Genomic DNA, 16,168 nt, shown 5'->3' on the forward strand with positions numbered 1-16,168 from the left:
ACGCCCTAGGGTCCGGCCATGACCGTCGCTGGGATCGTCCTCGCGGCAGGGGGCGGCACGCGGCTGGGCGGGCGCGCGAAAGCGCTGCTCCCCCACCGCGGCCGCCCCCTGCTGCACACCGTGGTGGCCGCGCTCACCGCCGGGGGCTGCGACGAGGTCACGGTGGTCGCCGGCGCCTACGCCGACGACGTCGTCGCCGCGTGTCCGCCCGGCGTCCGCTCCGTCGTCAATCCGCGCTGGGCCGAGGGGATGTCGACGTCGCTGCGGTGCGGGGTGGATGCCACGACCGGCCACGACGTGATCGCGCTGACGGTCGTCGACTTCCCCGGCATCACCGCCGAACTCGTCCGCACCGTACTCCTCGCGCACCGCCCGGGCACGATCACCCTGCCGGTGTTCGGGGACCGCCCCGGGCATCCCGTGGTGTTCGACCGCCGCGACGCCGAGGCGGCGGCCCGCGAGGCCGTCGGCGACGAGGGAGCCCGGCGATTCCTCACCCGCAACCGCGACCGGGTGCGACGGCTGGACTGCACGCGCCTCGCCGATCCCGGGGACATCGACGTCCCCGACGATCTGACGCTGCTGGACGGGCCGGGAATCACGCCCGCCGATACCTGATCGCCGAACCCAGCCCGATCGTCACGGCGCAGGAGAGGACCAGCATCGCGCAGACGGCCCCGAGCGCGGCCACTGTCGGCGTCGCCGTCCCGGGCAGCACCAGGGACGCGAGCAGGAGCGAGGCGAGCGAGGTGCCCACCGCCGACGCCGCGGTGCGCAGCACCGTCTGGCTGCCGGCCATCTCGCTGGTGTTGTGCTCCGGGACGGACTCGACGAGCAGGTTCGGCAGCGCCGTGTACGCGAACGCCGTCGCCACCGACACGGCCACGACCAGCAGCGTCATGCCGATCACCGATGCGCGGAAGAAGAAGAACCCGGCACACGCGACGAGGAACATCACGCTGCCTAGGAGCAACGACGTCCGCGCCCCCACGGCGGCGGCGATCCTGCCCGCGACCGGGGTGAATGCCATGCCGATCATCGCGCCGACGAACGACAGCGTTCCGGCGTAGGTCGGCGAGAGCCCCAGGCCGAACGGCGCGGTGGCCGGGCTCTGCATGATGATCGGGATGATCATCGTCCCGACGCCGATCGGTCCGACGCCGAGTGCGACCCCGGCGAGCATCGTCAGGGCGACGTTGCGCTCGGCGAGCAGGCGCAGGTTCACGATCGGAGACGTCCGGCCCAGTTCCCACCACACCCAGCAGGCGAACACCGCGGCGCCGAGGACGATCGGACCCAGCACGCGGGCGTCGCTCCAGCCCCAGGAGCGGCTCTGGGTCAGACCGAACAGGACGGACGCCACCGACACCGCCAGGCCGACCGCGCCGACGACGTCGATCGGTTGCCGCCGAGCGGTGCGGCGCCGCCACGGCAGCACGGCCTCGACCAGGAAGAGACAGACGAGCGCGTAGCCGGCGGCGACGACGAAGATGTACCGCCAGTCGCCCAGGTCGATGAGGACGCCGGCGACCAGCAGGGAGGCCGCGCCGGCCGCGACGGCCGACCCGGAGATCAGCGCGACCGCCATGGGGACGCGCTCGGCCGGCAGGTGTTCGCGGGCCAGGCCGATGCACAGCGGCAGGATCGCTCCGGCCACACCCTGGATCGCCCGGCCGGCGATGATGGCCTCGAGGGTCCCGAACGCCATGCTGACGACGGATCCCGTCGCGGCACAGGCCAGCACCACCATCAGCACCCGTTCGCGGCCGTACATGTCGCCGAGCCGGCCGCACACCGCCGCCGAGGCGGCCGCCACCAGCAGAAACGCCGTCACGCTCCATCCGACCGCGGATGCGTCGGCTTCGAAGACGCGAGCGAACGTCGGCAGGGCCGCGTACATCATCGACGTCTCGAATGCGCTGATGACCTCGACGGCGATGAGGATCGCCACCACCGCCCCCACGGGCCGGGTCCGCTGGTAACGGCGTTCGGCACGGGTCGAGGGGGACCGTTCGGGTGCCAACGATGTACTCATGAAAACTCCTACGGTTCGTCGATGTGAACCGTACGGACGAAGTGCTCCGAGTGTGACGCAGGACCCACTGAGCGGGACCGGACGAGTCGCGGCGTTCCTATGCTCCGGCCATGTGCCGGACCGCCAGGTGGGCGAACAACGCGCTGGTGCCGATCGGGTTGCCACCGCCGGGATAGACGGTGCCGCTCGGGGCGGCCATCGTGTTGCCCGCCGCGTACAGCCCGGCGATGGGCGTCCCGGCGCCGTCGAGCACGCGGCCGACCGTGTCGGTGCGCAAGCCGCCCTTGGTGCCGAGGTCCGAGATGCCGAACTGCGCGGCGTGGAACGGGCCCTTCTCGATCGGGACCAGCGCCGAACCGCCGCCGGTGAACGCCACGTCGTAGGGCTCGTCCCCGCGGCCGAAGTCCTCGTCGACGCCGGTGGCGGCGAGGCGGTTGAACCGCGCGACGGTCGCCTCGAGCGCCTCGGCCGGCACCCCGATCAGGTCGGCGAGTTCGGCGAGCGTGTCGGCGGTCTTCCACAGTCCCGCCGCCTCGTACTTCTCGGTCGCCACGAGCGGCACGTTCGTCGCCGCGATCGGCGGCACGACGCCGCCCCGGTCGTCGTAGATCATCCAGAACGGCAGCGTCATCTCGCCCTTGTCCATCCGGGCGATGATGTCGCGGCCGAGCCGGTCGTAGGGCGCGTACTCGTTGGTGAAGCGGTTGCCGTCCTGGTCGACGAAGATGCCGCCGGTGAAGCACAGCGCGAAGGCCGAGCGCCCGTCGGGGTGGGTCAGCCCCGGCGACCACCACGCCTCGCTCATCAGGTCGACGTCGGCACCGATCGCGATGGCCGCCTGGTGGGCCTTGCCGAGGTTGGACCACGGCCCCATCGAATCGCGGGCCGCGCCGGGAACGCCGTACTGCGCGCGCATCTCGTCGTTGTGGTCGAATCCGCCGGCGGCGAGCACTACGCCCTTGCGGGCCCGCACCGCCCGCCGCTGGTCGCCGTGGGAGACGATCGCGCCGACCACGGCGCCGTCCTCGACGACGAGTTCCTCGAGCGGAGTGTTCCGATGCAACTGCACGTTCGGGTACTTGCGCATGGCGATCAGGAACCGGCCGATGAGGGCGCGCCCGCCGATCAGGATGTCCGGCAACGGATCACCGTTGCGCTCGCGACCCAGCGGCCCGCGGACGGACTCGTTGAGTTCGGGATCGTCCGATATCGGCCGCGGCGTCGGCGCGATGTGACGGCCCTTCGCGCTGGCCTTGGGAGCCTTGCCGAAGTAGTCCGGCCAGGGGTAGGCCGTGAACTCGATGTCCTCGTCGGCCTCGAGATAGTCGATCAGGGGAGCACCGCCGCGCACATAGGCGTCCTGCAGGTCGCGGGGGGTGCGGTCGCCGACGACCGCGTGATAGTAGGTCAGGGCGTCGTCGATGGTGTCGTCGTCACCGGCACGTCGCAGCACCGCATTGGTGGGGAACCAGACCCCGCCGCCGCCGGAATATGCGGTGGTGCCGCCGAAGTACTCGGAGGCCTCGACCAGGACGACGGACAGTCCCTCGCGGGCAGCGGTGTAGGCGCCACAGCAGCCGCCGGCGCCCGATCCGACGACGAGGACGTCGCATTCTTCCGCCCATTCCACCATGTTCGATGCCTTTCGCCGATTCCGTTCCAGGAGCACGTGACACTATTTCCGCAACCGCGGCGCGCGGGAGGAGACGTCTCACTGGGTGGAACAACAGGCACGGCCCCTGCTGCGCAGGTTCTCTCGGGGCTCGGCGCCGAGTCCCGCTGTTCGGCCCGCGCAGGCCGGACCCGGCACGGCGGCGGTCGCGCAAACAGGTCCCGGCCAGTAGGACCGAAAGCCGGGGGCGCCTCGGCGGCCGAATACTGTGGGCGAGCACCCCGCCCTCACCCCCAATTTCGGCGGGGTGCACCCATGCCGCCGGCTCCCGCAGCCCCGCTCACACGGAAAGCGCGGCGGCACCGGGGGATTCCCGATCTCTCGGCGCCGCCCCACCCGGGTCAGTGCTCGACCGGGCAGCCGCCCTGCGTCTTGTAGTCCACCCGGAACTCCTTGATGCCGTTGAGCCAGCCGGAGCGCAGCCGCTTCGGATCGGCGACCTTGGTGATGTCGGGCATGTAGTCGGCGATCGCGTTGAACACGAGGTCGATCTCCATCCGCGCCAGGTTCGCGCCGAGGCAGTAGTGCGCACCGGTACCGCCGAAGGCGAGGTGCGGGTTGGGATCTCGCAGGACATCGAAGGTGCGGGGGTTCTCGAACACCTCTTCGTCGTTGTTCGCCGACGCGTACAGCATCACGACGCGGTCGCCCTTGCGGATCGTCCGGCCGCCGAGCTCGGTGTCCTCGAGCGCGGTGCGCTGGAACGACGTGACCGGCGTGGCCCAGCGGATGATCTCGTCGGCCGCGGTCTTCGGCCGGTCCCGCTTGAAGATCTCCCACTGCTCCGGGTTGTCGAGGAACGCCGCCATCCCGTGCGTGATCGCGTTGCGGGTGGTCTCGTTGCCGGCGACGGCGAGCACGATGAAGAAGAAGCCGAATTCCTCGGGCGAGAGCTCGTCACCGTCGATGTCGGCCTCGATCAGGGTGGTGACGATGTCGTCGGCCGGGCACTCCTTGCGGGCGGCGGCCATCTGGTACGCGTAGCCGAGGACCTCCATCGACGCGGCCGCCGGGTCGGCGGTGTTGTCCGGGTCGTCGTAGCCGGTCATCTGATTCGACCACTCGAAGATCTTGTCGCGGTCCTCCTGCGGGACGCCGATGAGTTCGGCGATGGCCTGCAGCGGCAGCTCCGCGGCGACCTGAGTGACGAAGTCGCCCCCGCCGGCCCGGCAGGCCTCCTCGACGATCTTCTTCGCGCGGGCGTTCAGCTCGTCGCGAAGGCCGTTGATCGCGCGCGGGGTGAAACCGCGGGCGACGAGCTTGCGCAGCTTGGTGTGCTCGGGCGCGTCCTTGTTGAGCAGGACGTGGCGCTGCAGTTCGATGGCCTCGCGCGGGATGTCGTCGTTGAACCGCGGGATCGCGGTGTTCTCCCAGTTGGAGAACACGTCGCTCCGGCGGGAGACCTCACGGACCTCCTCGTGCCGGGACACGACCCAGAATCCCTCGTCGTGGAATCCGCCGACGTCCGGGGATTTCTTGTTCCACCAGACGGGGGCCGTCCTACGCAGCTCGGCGAACTCCTCGAACGGCATCCGCTCGGCGTAGAGATCCGGATCGGTGAAGTCGATGTCTTCGGGGATGTTGGGCTGCGCCACTGAATTCTCTCCTGCCCTGACGAGTGCACCGTGTCGTGATGTGGAACACGTTCTAAAAGCATTCAAGCACAGGGCGGCCCGCAGGCCAAGGAATCGCCAAGTCCCGATCATTCGGACCCCGCCTTGTCTGCCCCGGAAACCTGTTCTACTTTGCGAGGACAAGGACCAGAAAGGAGCCCACCGTGGGCACACCAGTCATCGTCGAGGCGGCACGCACCCCGATCGGCAAGCGCGGCGGCTGGCTCGCCGGCCTGCATGCGGCCGAGCTTCTCGGGGCCGCACAGAGCGGACTGATCGAGCGCGCGGGCCTCGATCCCGCCCTCGTCGAGCAGGTGATCGGCGGGTGTGTCACCCAGGCCGGCGCGCAGTCCAACAACATCACCCGCACCGCGTGGCTGCACGCCGGCCTGCCGTGGCAGGTCGGCGCCACCACGGTCGACTGCCAGTGCGGGTCGGCCCAGCAGGCCAACCACCTGATCGCCGGACTCATCGCCACCGGCGCCATCGACGTCGGCATCGCCTGCGGCATCGAGGCGATGTCGCAGGTGCCGCTCGGCGCGAACGTCGGCGAACTCGCCGGCCCGCGGCGGCCCGAGTCGTGGAACATCGACCTGCCCAACCAGTTCGAGGCGGCCGAGCGCATCGCCCGCCGTCGCGGCATCACCCGCGAGGACGTCGACGCGCTCGGCGTCCGGTCGCAGGCGCTGGCCAAGCAGGCGTGGGACGAGGGCCGCTTCGACCGCGAGGTGCTGCCCGTCGTCGCGCCCGTCGTCGACAAGGAGGGCACCCTCACCGGCGAGAAGCAGACCGTCGCCCGCGACCAGGGCCTGCGCGAGACGACCACGGAATCGCTCGCGAAGCTGAAGCCGGTCCTCGACGGCGGCATCCACACCGCCGGCACCTCGTCGCAGATCTCCGACGGCGCTGCTGCGGTGCTGCTCATGGACTCCGACCGCGCCGCGGCGCTCGGCCTGAAGCCGCGGGCCCGGATCGTCTCGCAGGCCCTCGTCGGCGCCGAGCCCGAGTTCCATCTCGACGGCCCGGTGCAGGCGACGAGCCGCGTCCTCGAGAAGTCCGGCATGACGATCCGCGACCTGGATCTGTTCGAGGTCAACGAGGCATTCGCGTCGGTGCTGCTGTCGTGGGCGCGGGTGCACGAGCCCGACATGGACAAGGTCAACGTGAACGGCGGCGCGATCGCGCTCGGCCACCCCGTCGGCTCGACCGGCTCGCGGCTGATCACCACCGCGCTGCACGAGCTCGAGCGGCGCGACGGCGCCACCGCGCTGATCACCATGTGCGCGGGCGGCGCGCTGGCCACCGGCACGATCATCGAGCGGATCTGACATGAACGGGCCCGCCGCGCCGAAGGGTCTCGACTCGAAGTGGACCGTGCCGATCATCAAGTGGATGTCGCGCGCCAACGTGGCGGCCTATCAGGCCACCGGCGGCCGGATCGGGGGAAAGTGGCGGGTGGGCAGCGCCTTTCCGTGGGGCATCCCCGTCTGCCTGCTGACCACCACGGGCCGGAAGACGGGACGGCCGCGGACCGTTCCGCTGCTGTTCCTCGAGGACGACGAGCGGGTGGTGCTCGTCGCGTCCCAGGGCGGCCTGCCCGAGCACCCGCTGTGGTTCCGCAACATCCAGGCCGATCCGCGGGTGACCGTGCAGGTGAAGTCCCGGGTGCGGCAGATGACGGCACGGGCGGCGACGCCCGACGAGCGGTCGCACTACTGGCCGCGGCTGGTGGCAATGTACGCGGATTTCGACAATTATCAGTCCTGGACGGATCGGGTCATCCCGGTGGTGGTGTGCGAGTGACCCTCGCGGGAGCCGGCACGACCGGGCACGAACCAGTGGGGTGCCCGGTCGAGCTGCTCTCGAGAAGGGATGTCACCCGATGACAACCGCGAACCACGATCAGGTACTCGACAAGCGGGAGATCGCGGCGGCACTGCTGCGCGCGCTCGAACGCCGGCACGAGGTCCTCGATGCCATCGTCGAGAGCAACGACAGGGCCGAGGCCGTCGCGACCGTCGCGCGGCTGCTCGACACGGACGAGTTCTGCGCCGAAGCGGTGCTCAACCTTCCGTTCCGGCGGCTGACCAAGGCGGAGCGCAAGAAGATCCGGGAGGAGCTCGACGACCTCGACGCGGTGCTCAAGTGGACGCCCGCCGAGCGTCCCTACGCCACCGGCGCCCATTTCCGGCTGCGTCAGTTCAGCGACAGCGAGCCGGACCGCGAGCTGTTCCGCGTCCGGTGCGAGGAGCAGCTCGGCGACGCGGGTGCAGCGCGGGTGGAACAGGAGCGCGCCGCCGGCCTGTCGCGCATCGACGACGAGTCCGCGGTGTGGCTGGTCGCCGAGGACCTGTCCGGCACCGAACCCAAGCCGGTCGGCTTCGCGTTCGGCGAGCTGCAGGGCCATGAGGTCGACGTCGCGATCTGGGTCCACCCGGAGCTGCGCAAGCAGGGCTACGGCACCGCGACCCTCAAACACGCCCGCACCGAGCTGGCCGCGTACTTCCCCGGCACCACCATCATCGTCCGCTCGCCCGCGTAGGCGGCTGCGCCGCCGGTGCGTCCTTCGGGTCGTTCCCACCGCCCAAAGGACGCACCGGCAGCTTCGCTGCCTACGCCCCGTAGACGGGGGTGGGGGGCTCGCTGCGCGCGATCAGCTTCTCCACCACCGGGCCGAGTTCCTTCGGATCCCAGCGCTCGCCCTTGTCGATCGCCTCACCGTGCCGCCAGCCGTCGGCGACGGAAACCCTGCCGCCCTCCACCTCGAAGACCCGGCCCGTGACGTCCTTCGACTCGGCGCTGCCGAGCCACACCACCAGCGGTGAGACGTTTTCCGGGGCCATCGCGTCGAAGCCCTGTTCCGGGGCGGCCATCGACTCGGCCATCGCGCCCCCCGCGCCCACGGTCATGCGGGTCCGGGCGGCCGGCGCGATCGCGTTGACGGTGACGCCGTACCGGGCGAACTCGGCGGCCGCCTGGATCGTGAGGGCCGCGATCCCGGCCTTCGCCGCGGCATAGTTGCCCTGGCCGATGCTGCCCATCAGGCCGGCGCCCGAGCTGGTGTTGACGATCCGCGCGTCCACCGGGTTGCCGGCCTTTGCCTCCCCGCGCCAGTACGCCATCGCGTGCCGCATCGGGGCGAAGTGACCCTTGAGGTGCACCCGGATCACGGCGTCCCACTCCTCCTCGCTCATGTTGGCGAGCATGCGGTCCCGCAGGAATCCCGCATTGTTGACCAGGACGTCGAGCCGCCCGAAGGCGTCCAGGGCCGTCTGCACCAGGTTCTGTGCGCCGGCCCAGTCGGCGACGTCGTCGCCGTTGACGACGGCCTCGCCGCCCGCCGCCCGGATCTCCGCGACGACCTGCTCGGCGGGGCTCTCCCCCGTCGCGGAACCGTCCGCGCCGGCCCCGATGTCGTTGACCACGACCTTCGCGCCCTCGGCCGCGAAGGCCAGCGCGTGGGCCCGCCCGATGCCGCGCCCCGCGCCGGTGACGATCACGACGCGCCCGTTGACCAGTCCACTCACTTGTCTTCTCCTCGAATAGATGTCGTTGTCGGGGAATCCGGGCGACATACTCGCCCCGCCTCCACGATTCCGCTCCCTGGGGTCTGCGCCCCGCATGTGCTAACTTACCAAGCAATCGCTTGGTTCGGTACAGACGTTAGGAACCTGCCATGGGCATCACCTCGACCACCGACGGCGCGGGCATCACCACGGTCACCGTCGACTACCCGCCTGTGAACGCCATCCCCTCCCAGGGCTGGTTCGAACTGGCCGACGCGGTCCTCACCGCGGGCAAGGATCCGGCCACGCACGTGGTGATCCTGCGCGCGGAGGGCCGCGGCTTCAATGCCGGCGTCGACATCAAGGAGATGCAGGCCACCGACGGCCACGGCGCCCTCATCGCCGCCAACCGGGGCTGCGCCGCCGCCTTCGGCGCCGTCTACGACTGCGCCGTCCCCGTCGTGGTCGCCGTGAACGGCTTCTGCGTCGGCGGCGGCATCGGCCTGGTCGGCAACGCCGACGTCATCGTCGCCTCCGACGACGCCGTCTTCGGCCTGCCCGAGGTGGATCGCGGCGCTCTCGGCGCCGCCACGCACCTGGCCCGGCTGGTGCCGCAGCACATGATGCGCACCCTCTACTACACGGCGCAGAACGTCACGGCCCAGCAGCTCGAGCACTTCGGCTCGGTGTACAAGGTCGTCCCGCGCGCCGACCTCGACGCCACCGCCCGCGAGATCGCCGAGAAGATCGCGGCGAAGGACACCCGCGTCATCCGGTGCGCCAAGGAAGCCATCAACGGCATCGACCCGGTGAACGTGAAGGAAAGCTACCGCTTCGAGCAGGGCTTCACCTTCGAACTCAACCTCGCCGGCATCGCGGACGAGCACCGCGACGAGTTCGTCGCCACCGGCAAACCGCGCGCCAACCACTGACCAGGAGACGAGAAACACCATGCGTGACAAGAGGATGTCGCTCGACGACGTGGTCGGCGAGCTGCGCAGCGGCATGACGATCGGCATCGGCGGCTGGGGGTCGCGGCGCAAGCCGATGGCGCTCGTCCGCGCGATCCTGCGCTCGGACGTGAAGGACCTGACCGTCGTGACCTACGGCGGCCCGGACCTGGGGCTGCTGTGCTCGGCCGGGAAGGTGAAGAAGGCGTACTACGGGTTCGTCTCCCTCGACTCGGCCCCCTTCTACGACCCGTGGTTCGCCAAGGCGCGCACGAACGGGGAGATCGTCGCGCGGGAGATGGACGAGGGCATGGTCAAGTGCGGCCTCGAGGCGGCCGCCGCCCGGTTGCCGTTCCTGCCGATCCGGGCGGGACTCGGTTCCGCCGTCCCGGACTTCTGGGAGGGTGAATTGCGGACCGTCACCTCCCCGTACCCCGACGCGTCCGGCACGCCCGAGACACTGATCGCGATGCCGGCACTGAATCTCGATGCCGCCCTGGTACATCTGAACATCGGCGACGCGCACGGCAACGCCGCCTACACCGGCGTCGACCCCTACTTCGACGACCTGTACTGCCTGGCGGCGGAGAAGCGGTACGTCTCGGTCGAGCGCATCGTCGAGACCGAGGAACTCGTCAAGTCCGTTCCGCTGCAGTCGATCATCCTCAACCGCCTGATGGTCGACGGGGTCGTGGAGGCACCGGACGGCGCCCACTTCACCCTCGCCGGCGACAGCTACGGCCGCGACGAGAAATTCCAGCGCCACTACGCCGAGGCCGCGAAGGACCCGCAGACCTGGCAGGCGTTCGTCGACCGGTTCCTCTCCGGCAGCGAGGACGACTACCGAGCCGCCGTCAAGACTTTCACCGAGGAGCAGGCATGACCGACACGACCACCCCGGCGACGACGGGCACGGTGACCCGGGCCGAGTACTGCGCCATCGCATGCGCCGAGATCTTCGCCGGGGCAGGCGAAATCATGGCCAGCCCGATGGCGACGCTGCCGCTGATCGGCGCCCGCCTCGCCCGGCTGACCACCGAACCGGACCTGCTCATCACCGACGGGGAGGCGCTGATCCTCGCGGACACTCCCGCACTCGGAGCGAAGGGCCCGATCGAGGGCTGGATGCCGTTCCGCAAGGTGTTCGACGTCGTCGCCTCCGGCCGCCGCCACGTGGTGATGGGCGCCAACCAGATCGACCGGCACGGCAACCAGAATCTCTCCGCGTTCGGCCCGCTGCAGCACCCCACCCGGCAGATGTTCGGCGTGCGGGGCGCCCCCGGCAACACCATCAACCACCCGACGAGCTACTGGGTCGGCAAGCACAACACGCGCGCGTTCTGCGACAAGGTCGACATCGTCTCGGGCGTCGGCTACGACAGGGTGGACCCGGCCAACCCGGCCTTCAAGTACCTGCACCTGCACCGGGTGGTCACCAATCTCGGGTCGTTCGACTTCGGCGGTCCCGGCCACACGATGCGGGCACTGGCCCTGCACCCGGGGGTCACGGCGGAGCAGGTCGCGGAGAACACCTCCTTCGAGGTGGCCGGCCTCGACGAGGCGGGCGTGACCCGCGAGCCCACCGCCGAGGAGCTGCGCCTGATCCGCGAGGTCCTCGATCCGCGCGGCCTGCGGGATCGGGAGGTGGCGGTATGAGCCCGCGCCTGACGACGGCACTGACCGACCTCGTCGGCATCGAGCACCCGATCGTCCAGACGGGGATGGGCTGGGTGTCCGGCCCGCGCCTGACCGCGGCGACCTCCAACGCGGGCGGTCTCGGCATCCTGGCCTCGGCGACGATGACGTACGAGGAACTCGAGGCCGCCGTCGCGAAGACGAAGGCGGCGACGGACAAGCCCTTCGGCGTGAACATCCGGGCCGACGCGTCGGACGCCGCCCAGCGCATCGACCTGCTCATCCGTGAGAACGTCAAGGTCGCGTCCTTCGCCCTCGCGCCCAGGAAGGAACTGATCGCCAAGCTCAAGGACCACGGCATCGTGGTGATCCCGTCCATCGGCGCCGCGAAGCACGCGGTGAAGGTCGCCTCGTGGGGGGCCGACGCGGTGATCGTGCAAGGCGGCGAGGGCGGTGGGCACACCGGGCCGGTGGCCACGACGCTGCTGCTGCCGAGCGTGCTCGACGCCGTCGACATCCCGGTCGTCGCGGCCGGCGGATTCTTCGACGGGCGCGGGCTCGCCGCGGCGCTCGCCTACGGGGCGGCCGGCGTCGCCATGGGCACCCGGTTCCTGCTCACCAGCGACAGCGCCGTGCCCGACTCGGTGAAGCAGGAGTACCTGAGGCGGGGCCTGCAGGACACCACGGTCTCCCTCAAGGTCGACGGCATGCCGCACCGTGTGCTCAACACCGACCTCGTCGACAGCCTCGAGCGCGGCAGCTACGCGAAAGGCCTGGTCGCCGCCGCGAGGAACGCGGCGAAGTTCAAGGCCATGACCGGGATGAAGTGGTCGACGCTCGTCAAGGACGGCATCGCGATGAAGCGGGCGAGCGACCGCACGTGGCAGCAGATCATCATGGCGGCCAACACCCCCATGCTGCTCAAGGCCGGGCTCGTGGAGGGCAACACCGACGCCGGTGTGCTGGCCTCCGGGCAGGTCGTCGGCATGCTCGACGACCTGCCGAGCTGCCGGGAGCTGATCGACCGGATCGTCGCCGAGGCCGTGGAGCGGATCGACGCAGTGGCCGCGCTGCGCGGTCAGGCCCAGGCCCCGCGTTCCGCCGCGGCGCGCACGTAGGTCTCGAAGGACACGGGCGGCCGGCCCGCCACCTCGGCGACAACGTCGTTCGGGGTCGCGTCGCCGGTCGCCCGCAGGGCCTCGAATGCCTCGATCTCGGCGAGCACCTGCGCCCGGTCCAGGCCGAGGCCGGTCATCGTCTCGAGGTAGGCGTCCGGCTCACCGCGGTAACGGACCTTGCGCCCCGATGCGCAGGCGATCACGGCCGCGGCCTCGCCGAACGACAGCGCGTCCGGCCCGCTCAGCTCGTAGGTCCGGCCGGCGTGGCCGTCCCCGGTGAGCGCGGCGACGGCGACGGCGGCGATGTCCCCGGCGTCGTTGAACGCCTGACGCATGTCACCCAGGGGCAGGACGATCTCGCCCGCGAGCACGGCAGCGCGCAGGAAACCCTCGTCGAAGTTCTGGTCGAACCAGTCGGGGCGCACCACGGTCCACTCCGCGCCGGACGACGTGACGGCACGCTCGGCGGCCAGCAGCCGCTCATCGCCCATCACGTCGACCGCCTTGCTCGACAGCAGGACGAATCGCGAAACCCCCTCGGCGACAGCCATATCGACGAATCCGTCCGCGACCGGCACGCCGTCGGGCGCCATGACGAACACCGCTCCGGCACCGGACACCGCGGGTTTCCAGGTGTGCGGATCGAACCAGTCGAACGGCACGTCGCCCGAGCGGGAGCCGGCACGGACCGCGTGCCCGCGTTCGCGCAACTGCCGGGTGACCCGTCGCCCGACGGTGCCCGTGGAACCGAGAACCAACACCGGTCGTTCGTCCATGCCGGCATCCTGACATCCGGCACCGACACGGTCACCGGGGCAGCCGACCGGTTCGCACGTCCATCGCGCCCGGCGGACGACATCACGTCCGCCGGGCGGTAGACCGTCAGGCCGCCGACGTGGGGGCGACGACGCTCTTGACGAAATCGGCGACGGCGGCGCGCAACTCGCGGCTGCGGGGAACCGCGCCGGACATCCAGTACACGCCGTGCACCAGCCCGTCGAATCGGACGGTACGGACGTCCACGCCCTCGGCGCGCAGCCGAGCGCCGTACTGTTCGGCCTCGTCGCGGGTGACCTCGTTCTCCGTCGTGAGGATGAGGGCCGGCGGGAGTCCGTCCACGCGGTCCGCCCGGGTGGGGACGGCATACGGGTTGTCGGCGTCCTCCGGTGCGGACAGGTACTGCTCCCAGAACCAGTCCAGGGCCGCGGCGGTGATGAGGTAGCCGTCGGCGTAGTCGATTCGGGACGGCAGCTGAGCGTTCGGGTCGATCACCGGGTAGATCAGCACCTGTCCGCGAAGGGCCGGCCCTCCCTGGTCTCGCGAGCGCAGCGCGGTGACGGCCGCCAGATTCCCCCCGGCGCTGTCGCCCATCACCACTATGTTGCCCGGGTCCCCGCCGTGCTCGGCGATGTGCGCGGCGACCCAGTTCAGCGCGGCCCAGGCGTCGTCGGCGGCCGCCGGAAACCGATGTTCGGGCGCCCGGCGGTAGGCGGCGGTCACGACGACCGTTCCCGTCTCGTTCGCGAGTGCCCGGGCGGGTTCGTCGACCACCTCGAGATCACCGGCGACGAACCCACCGCCGTGGAAGTAGAGCACCACCGGGCGCGGACCGGTCCCTTCGGGAAGGTGGATCCGGAGCGGAAGCTCGGTGGTGTCGCTGACATAGTGGAGGTCTTCGATCCGGGCGACCGGTTCGGACGGGGCCTGCAAGCCGGTGAACGTCGACACGACCGCGCGGGCTTCGTCGACGGACATGTTCTCGAACGATTTCAGTCCTTGCGCCTGCAGTCCCGCGAGCAGTTGCTCGACGTGGTGGTCGAGTGCCATGGCATTTCCTTCCGGGGAATGGACGGTGGGGTCAGGAGACGGCGGTCGCGACCACCGCGCGCGAACTCGTCGTGTCGAAGCCGGTGTAGCCGCCGGCGACGACCTCGGCGCAGGTCTGCCGGTAGGTCGGGGCACCGCCGAGGTAGACCATGCAGGCCCTCGGCTTGCCGGGGATGTTGGCGCCCATGTACCAGGAGTTCGTCTGCGGCAGGAGGGTTTGCCCGGCGATCTCGTTGGTCAGGTGCAGCCAGTCGGTCTCGGCCTGCGCGGTCGGCTCGATCACGTCGAGGTCGTGTGCGCGCAGATAGTCGATCGCGTCGGTGGCGAAGTCGACGTGGTCCTCGATGGCCAGCGGCATGTTGTAGAGCACCGACGGCGACTGCGGCCCGGTGATGGTGAACAGGTTCGGGAACCCGTGGATCATGATGCCGAGGTATGTCCGCGGCCCGTGGGCCCATTTCTCGGCCAGCGTCTGTCCGCCGCGGCCGCGGATGTCCATCGCCAGCAGCGGCCCGGTCATGGCGTCGAAGCCGGTGGCCAGCACGACGGTGTCCACCTCGTACGTGCGCTCCCCCACCCGGACCCCGGTGGCGGTGATCTCGTCGATCGGAGTGTCCTTCACATCGACGATGTGCACGCTCTCGCGGTTGTAGGCCTCGTAGTAGTTCGTCTCGAGCGGGGGACGCTTGGTGCCGTAGGCGTAGCCCTCGGGTGCGAGCTTGTCGGCCTTGGCCGGGTCCTGCACCCGCTCGCGGATGCGTTCGCGGATGTACTCGGCGATGGTGTCGTTGGCCTTCTTGTCGAACAGGATGTCCTGGAAGCTGTCGATGAACAGCCGGAACCCGCCGGCGTTCCAGCGCTCGTCGAACACCCGGCGGCGCTCCTGCGCGTCGACGGCCAAAGCCGAGGGCTGGACCTGGTCGAACGGGACGCCGAGGAAGTGGTTGCGGGCTGCGTCGCGCAGACTCCGGTAGTTCTGCTTGGCCTCGGTCTCCACCTCCGGGTCGAGCGGCCCGTTGCCCAGCGGGGTGGCGAAGTTGGGGGTGCGCTGGAAGACGATCAGCTCCGCCGCCTCCTCGGCGATCAGGGGGATCGCCTGGATGCCGCTCGCACCGGCGCCGATGACCGCGACACGCTTGCCTGCGAAGTCCACGCCCTCGTGCGGCCAGTTGCCGGTGAGCAGGACCTCGCCGCGGAAGTTCTCGATGCCGCCGAACTCGGGAGTCTTGGGGACCGAGAGGTTGCCGGCGCCGGAGATGAAGTACCGGCTGCGCACGCTGCGGCCGTCATCGGTGTGCACCGTCCACATCGAGTTCTCGTCGTCCCAGTGCACCCCGATCACCCGGGTGTCGAAGGTGATCCCCCTGCGTAGGTCGAAGCGGTCGGCGACGTGCTCGAGGTACCGCAGGATCTCCGGCTGGCCGGCGAACTTCTCGCTCCACCGCCACTCCTGCTGCAGCTCTTCGTCGAAGGAGTACGAGTAGTGGATGCTCTCGATGTCGCAGCGAGCGCCCGGGTAGCGGTTCCAGTACCAGGTGCCGCCCACGTCGGCGCCGGCCTCGAACACCCGCACCGCCAGGTTCATCGTGTCGCGCAGCTTGTGCAGGGCGTACAGGCCGGCGAAGCCGGCTCCCACGACGACGACGTCGACGTCGGGAGCGGAGAAATCGGTTTCGGTCATGGTGCGGGCTCCTCACGATCAATGGGGTTCGGCCCCGTCCGGGGCGCTTCGATGCCTGACCACGACAATGACCCGCGTCACCTCACCCCCACGCGGGGGAAATCACCCCTTTCGATACCTGTGTTGGGCGT

At 70.2% G+C, this 16,168-nt stretch carries 15 protein-coding genes; 8 read left to right on the forward strand and 7 right to left on the reverse strand.

The window, feature by feature from the left end; all coding sequences use genetic code 11:
• Nucleotides 1-18: 18 nt before the first annotated feature.
• Nucleotides 19-618: a nucleotidyltransferase family protein gene (locus A4U64_RS20635; RefSeq protein WP_065923046.1), complete on the forward strand. Its 600-nt coding sequence runs from the start codon at nucleotides 19-21 to the stop codon at nucleotides 616-618.
• Here the strand turns inward: A4U64_RS20635 and A4U64_RS20640 are convergent.
• The 3 genes from A4U64_RS20640 to A4U64_RS20650 all read right to left on the reverse strand — a co-directional run bounded on the left by A4U64_RS20640 (nucleotide 599) and on the right by A4U64_RS20650 (nucleotide 5,302).
• Nucleotides 599-2,035: an MFS transporter gene (locus tag A4U64_RS20640; RefSeq protein WP_232334118.1), complete on the reverse strand. Its 1,437-nt coding sequence runs from the start codon at nucleotides 2,033-2,035 to the stop codon at nucleotides 599-601. The genes A4U64_RS20635 and A4U64_RS20640 overlap by 20 nt on opposite strands.
• A 97-nt stretch (nucleotides 2,036-2,132) precedes the next feature.
• Complete coding sequence (locus A4U64_RS20645; protein WP_065923048.1) at nucleotides 2,133-3,668, reverse strand: FAD-binding protein; 1,536 nt, start codon at nucleotides 3,666-3,668, stop codon at nucleotides 2,133-2,135.
• Between the two features lie 380 nt (nucleotides 3,669-4,048).
• Nucleotides 4,049-5,302: a cytochrome P450 gene (locus A4U64_RS20650; protein WP_029541008.1), complete on the reverse strand. Its 1,254-nt coding sequence runs from the start codon at nucleotides 5,300-5,302 to the stop codon at nucleotides 4,049-4,051.
• Between the two features lie 182 nt (nucleotides 5,303-5,484).
• On the opposite strand from A4U64_RS20650, the gene A4U64_RS20655 reads away from it, so the two are divergent.
• The 3 genes from A4U64_RS20655 (at nucleotide 5,485) to A4U64_RS20665 (ending at nucleotide 7,862) form a co-directional block, all read left to right on the forward strand.
• Nucleotides 5,485-6,648: a steroid 3-ketoacyl-CoA thiolase gene (locus A4U64_RS20655; RefSeq protein ID WP_050034578.1), complete on the forward strand. Its 1,164-nt coding sequence runs from the start codon at nucleotides 5,485-5,487 to the stop codon at nucleotides 6,646-6,648.
• A 1-nt stretch (nucleotide 6,649) separates the two neighbouring features.
• Nucleotides 6,650-7,123: a nitroreductase family deazaflavin-dependent oxidoreductase gene (locus tag A4U64_RS20660; RefSeq protein WP_065923049.1), complete on the forward strand. Its 474-nt coding sequence runs from the start codon at nucleotides 6,650-6,652 to the stop codon at nucleotides 7,121-7,123.
• Nucleotides 7,124-7,202: 79 nt separating this feature from the next.
• Nucleotides 7,203-7,862 (forward strand): GNAT family N-acetyltransferase, encoded by a 660-nt coding sequence (locus A4U64_RS20665; RefSeq protein ID WP_029541002.1) that lies wholly within the window; start codon nucleotides 7,203-7,205, stop codon nucleotides 7,860-7,862.
• Between the two features lie 70 nt (nucleotides 7,863-7,932).
• Here the strand turns inward: A4U64_RS20665 and A4U64_RS20670 are convergent, their stop codons facing one another.
• Nucleotides 7,933-8,847: an SDR family oxidoreductase gene (locus A4U64_RS20670; protein ID WP_065923050.1), complete on the reverse strand. Its 915-nt coding sequence runs from the start codon at nucleotides 8,845-8,847 to the stop codon at nucleotides 7,933-7,935.
• A gap of 149 nt (nucleotides 8,848-8,996) precedes the next feature.
• On the opposite strand from A4U64_RS20670, the gene echA20 reads away from it, so the two are divergent.
• From echA20 to A4U64_RS20690, 4 genes are read left to right on the forward strand one after another with little or no spacing between them, the layout of a single operon-like run.
• A complete protein-coding gene (gene echA20, locus A4U64_RS20675; protein ID WP_065923051.1) occupies nucleotides 8,997-9,758 on the forward strand; it encodes a (7aS)-7a-methyl-1,5-dioxo-2,3,5,6,7,7a-hexahydro-1H-indene-carboxyl-CoA hydrolase in 762 nt (253 codons plus the stop codon).
• A 19-nt stretch (nucleotides 9,759-9,777) separates the two neighbouring features.
• Nucleotides 9,778-10,659, forward strand: coding sequence for a cholesterol ring-cleaving hydrolase subunit IpdA (ipdA, locus tag A4U64_RS20680; protein ID WP_185713882.1), 882 nt, complete (start codon nucleotides 9,778-9,780; stop codon nucleotides 10,657-10,659).
• On the forward strand, nucleotides 10,656-11,432 hold the full coding sequence (gene ipdB / locus A4U64_RS20685) for a cholesterol ring-cleaving hydrolase subunit IpdB (protein WP_006937804.1): 777 nt from the start codon (nucleotides 10,656-10,658) through the stop codon (nucleotides 11,430-11,432). Before ipdA ends, ipdB begins: the two co-directional genes overlap by 4 nt.
• Nucleotides 11,429-12,529, forward strand: a complete 1,101-nt coding sequence (locus A4U64_RS20690; RefSeq protein ID WP_006937803.1) for an NAD(P)H-dependent flavin oxidoreductase — start codon at nucleotides 11,429-11,431, stop codon at nucleotides 12,527-12,529. The genes ipdB and A4U64_RS20690 overlap by 4 nt, the downstream gene beginning before the upstream one ends.
• Here A4U64_RS20690 and A4U64_RS20695 read toward each other — a convergent pair.
• The 3 genes from A4U64_RS20695 to A4U64_RS20705 form a co-directional block, all read right to left on the reverse strand.
• Nucleotides 12,490-13,305, reverse strand: a complete 816-nt coding sequence (locus A4U64_RS20695) for an NAD(P)H-binding protein (protein WP_065923053.1) — start codon at nucleotides 13,303-13,305, stop codon at nucleotides 12,490-12,492. The two genes, A4U64_RS20690 and A4U64_RS20695, sit on opposite strands and share 40 nt — an antisense overlap.
• 106 nt (nucleotides 13,306-13,411) lie before the next feature.
• Entirely contained in the window at nucleotides 13,412-14,356 is a 945-nt protein-coding gene (locus A4U64_RS20700) for an alpha/beta hydrolase (protein WP_029540987.1), read from the reverse strand.
• 31 nt (nucleotides 14,357-14,387) lie between these two features.
• Complete coding sequence (locus tag A4U64_RS20705; RefSeq protein WP_006937797.1) at nucleotides 14,388-16,037, reverse strand: flavin-containing monooxygenase; 1,650 nt, start codon at nucleotides 16,035-16,037, stop codon at nucleotides 14,388-14,390.
• Nucleotides 16,038-16,168: the final 131 nt, after the last annotated feature.

It is taken from the genome of Rhodococcus sp. WB1, assembly GCF_001700945.1.
GTDB classification, from domain to species: domain Bacteria; phylum Actinomycetota; class Actinomycetes; order Mycobacteriales; family Mycobacteriaceae; genus Rhodococcus; species Rhodococcus aetherivorans.

Bases quoted from the DNA above. Each gene is read 5' to 3' on its own strand.
- echA20 (WP_065923051.1), top strand. From the start codon at position 8,997: ATGGGCATCACCTCGACCACCGACGGCGCGGGCATCACCACGGTCACC.
- A4U64_RS20665 (WP_029541002.1), top strand. From the start codon at position 7,203: ATGACAACCGCGAACCACGATCAGGTACTCGACAAGCGGGAGATCGCG.
- ipdB (WP_006937804.1), top strand. From the start codon at position 10,656: ATGACCGACACGACCACCCCGGCGACGACGGGCACGGTGACCCGGGCC.
- A4U64_RS20645 (WP_065923048.1), bottom strand. From the start codon at position 3,668: ATGGTGGAATGGGCGGAAGAATGCGACGTCCTCGTCGTCGGATCGGGC.
- A4U64_RS20635 (WP_065923046.1), top strand. From the start codon at position 19: ATGACCGTCGCTGGGATCGTCCTCGCGGCAGGGGGCGGCACGCGGCTG.
- A4U64_RS20700 (WP_029540987.1), bottom strand. From the start codon at position 14,356: ATGGCACTCGACCACCACGTCGAGCAACTGCTCGCGGGACTGCAGGCG.
- A4U64_RS20690 (WP_006937803.1), top strand. From the start codon at position 11,429: ATGAGCCCGCGCCTGACGACGGCACTGACCGACCTCGTCGGCATCGAG.
- A4U64_RS20695 (WP_065923053.1), bottom strand. From the start codon at position 13,305: ATGGACGAACGACCGGTGTTGGTTCTCGGTTCCACGGGCACCGTCGGG.
- ipdA (WP_185713882.1), top strand. From the start codon at position 9,778: ATGCGTGACAAGAGGATGTCGCTCGACGACGTGGTCGGCGAGCTGCGC.
- A4U64_RS20660 (WP_065923049.1), top strand. From the start codon at position 6,650: ATGAACGGGCCCGCCGCGCCGAAGGGTCTCGACTCGAAGTGGACCGTG.
- A4U64_RS20705 (WP_006937797.1), bottom strand. From the start codon at position 16,037: ATGACCGAAACCGATTTCTCCGCTCCCGACGTCGACGTCGTCGTCGTG.
- A4U64_RS20640 (WP_232334118.1), bottom strand. From the start codon at position 2,035: ATGAGTACATCGTTGGCACCCGAACGGTCCCCCTCGACCCGTGCCGAA.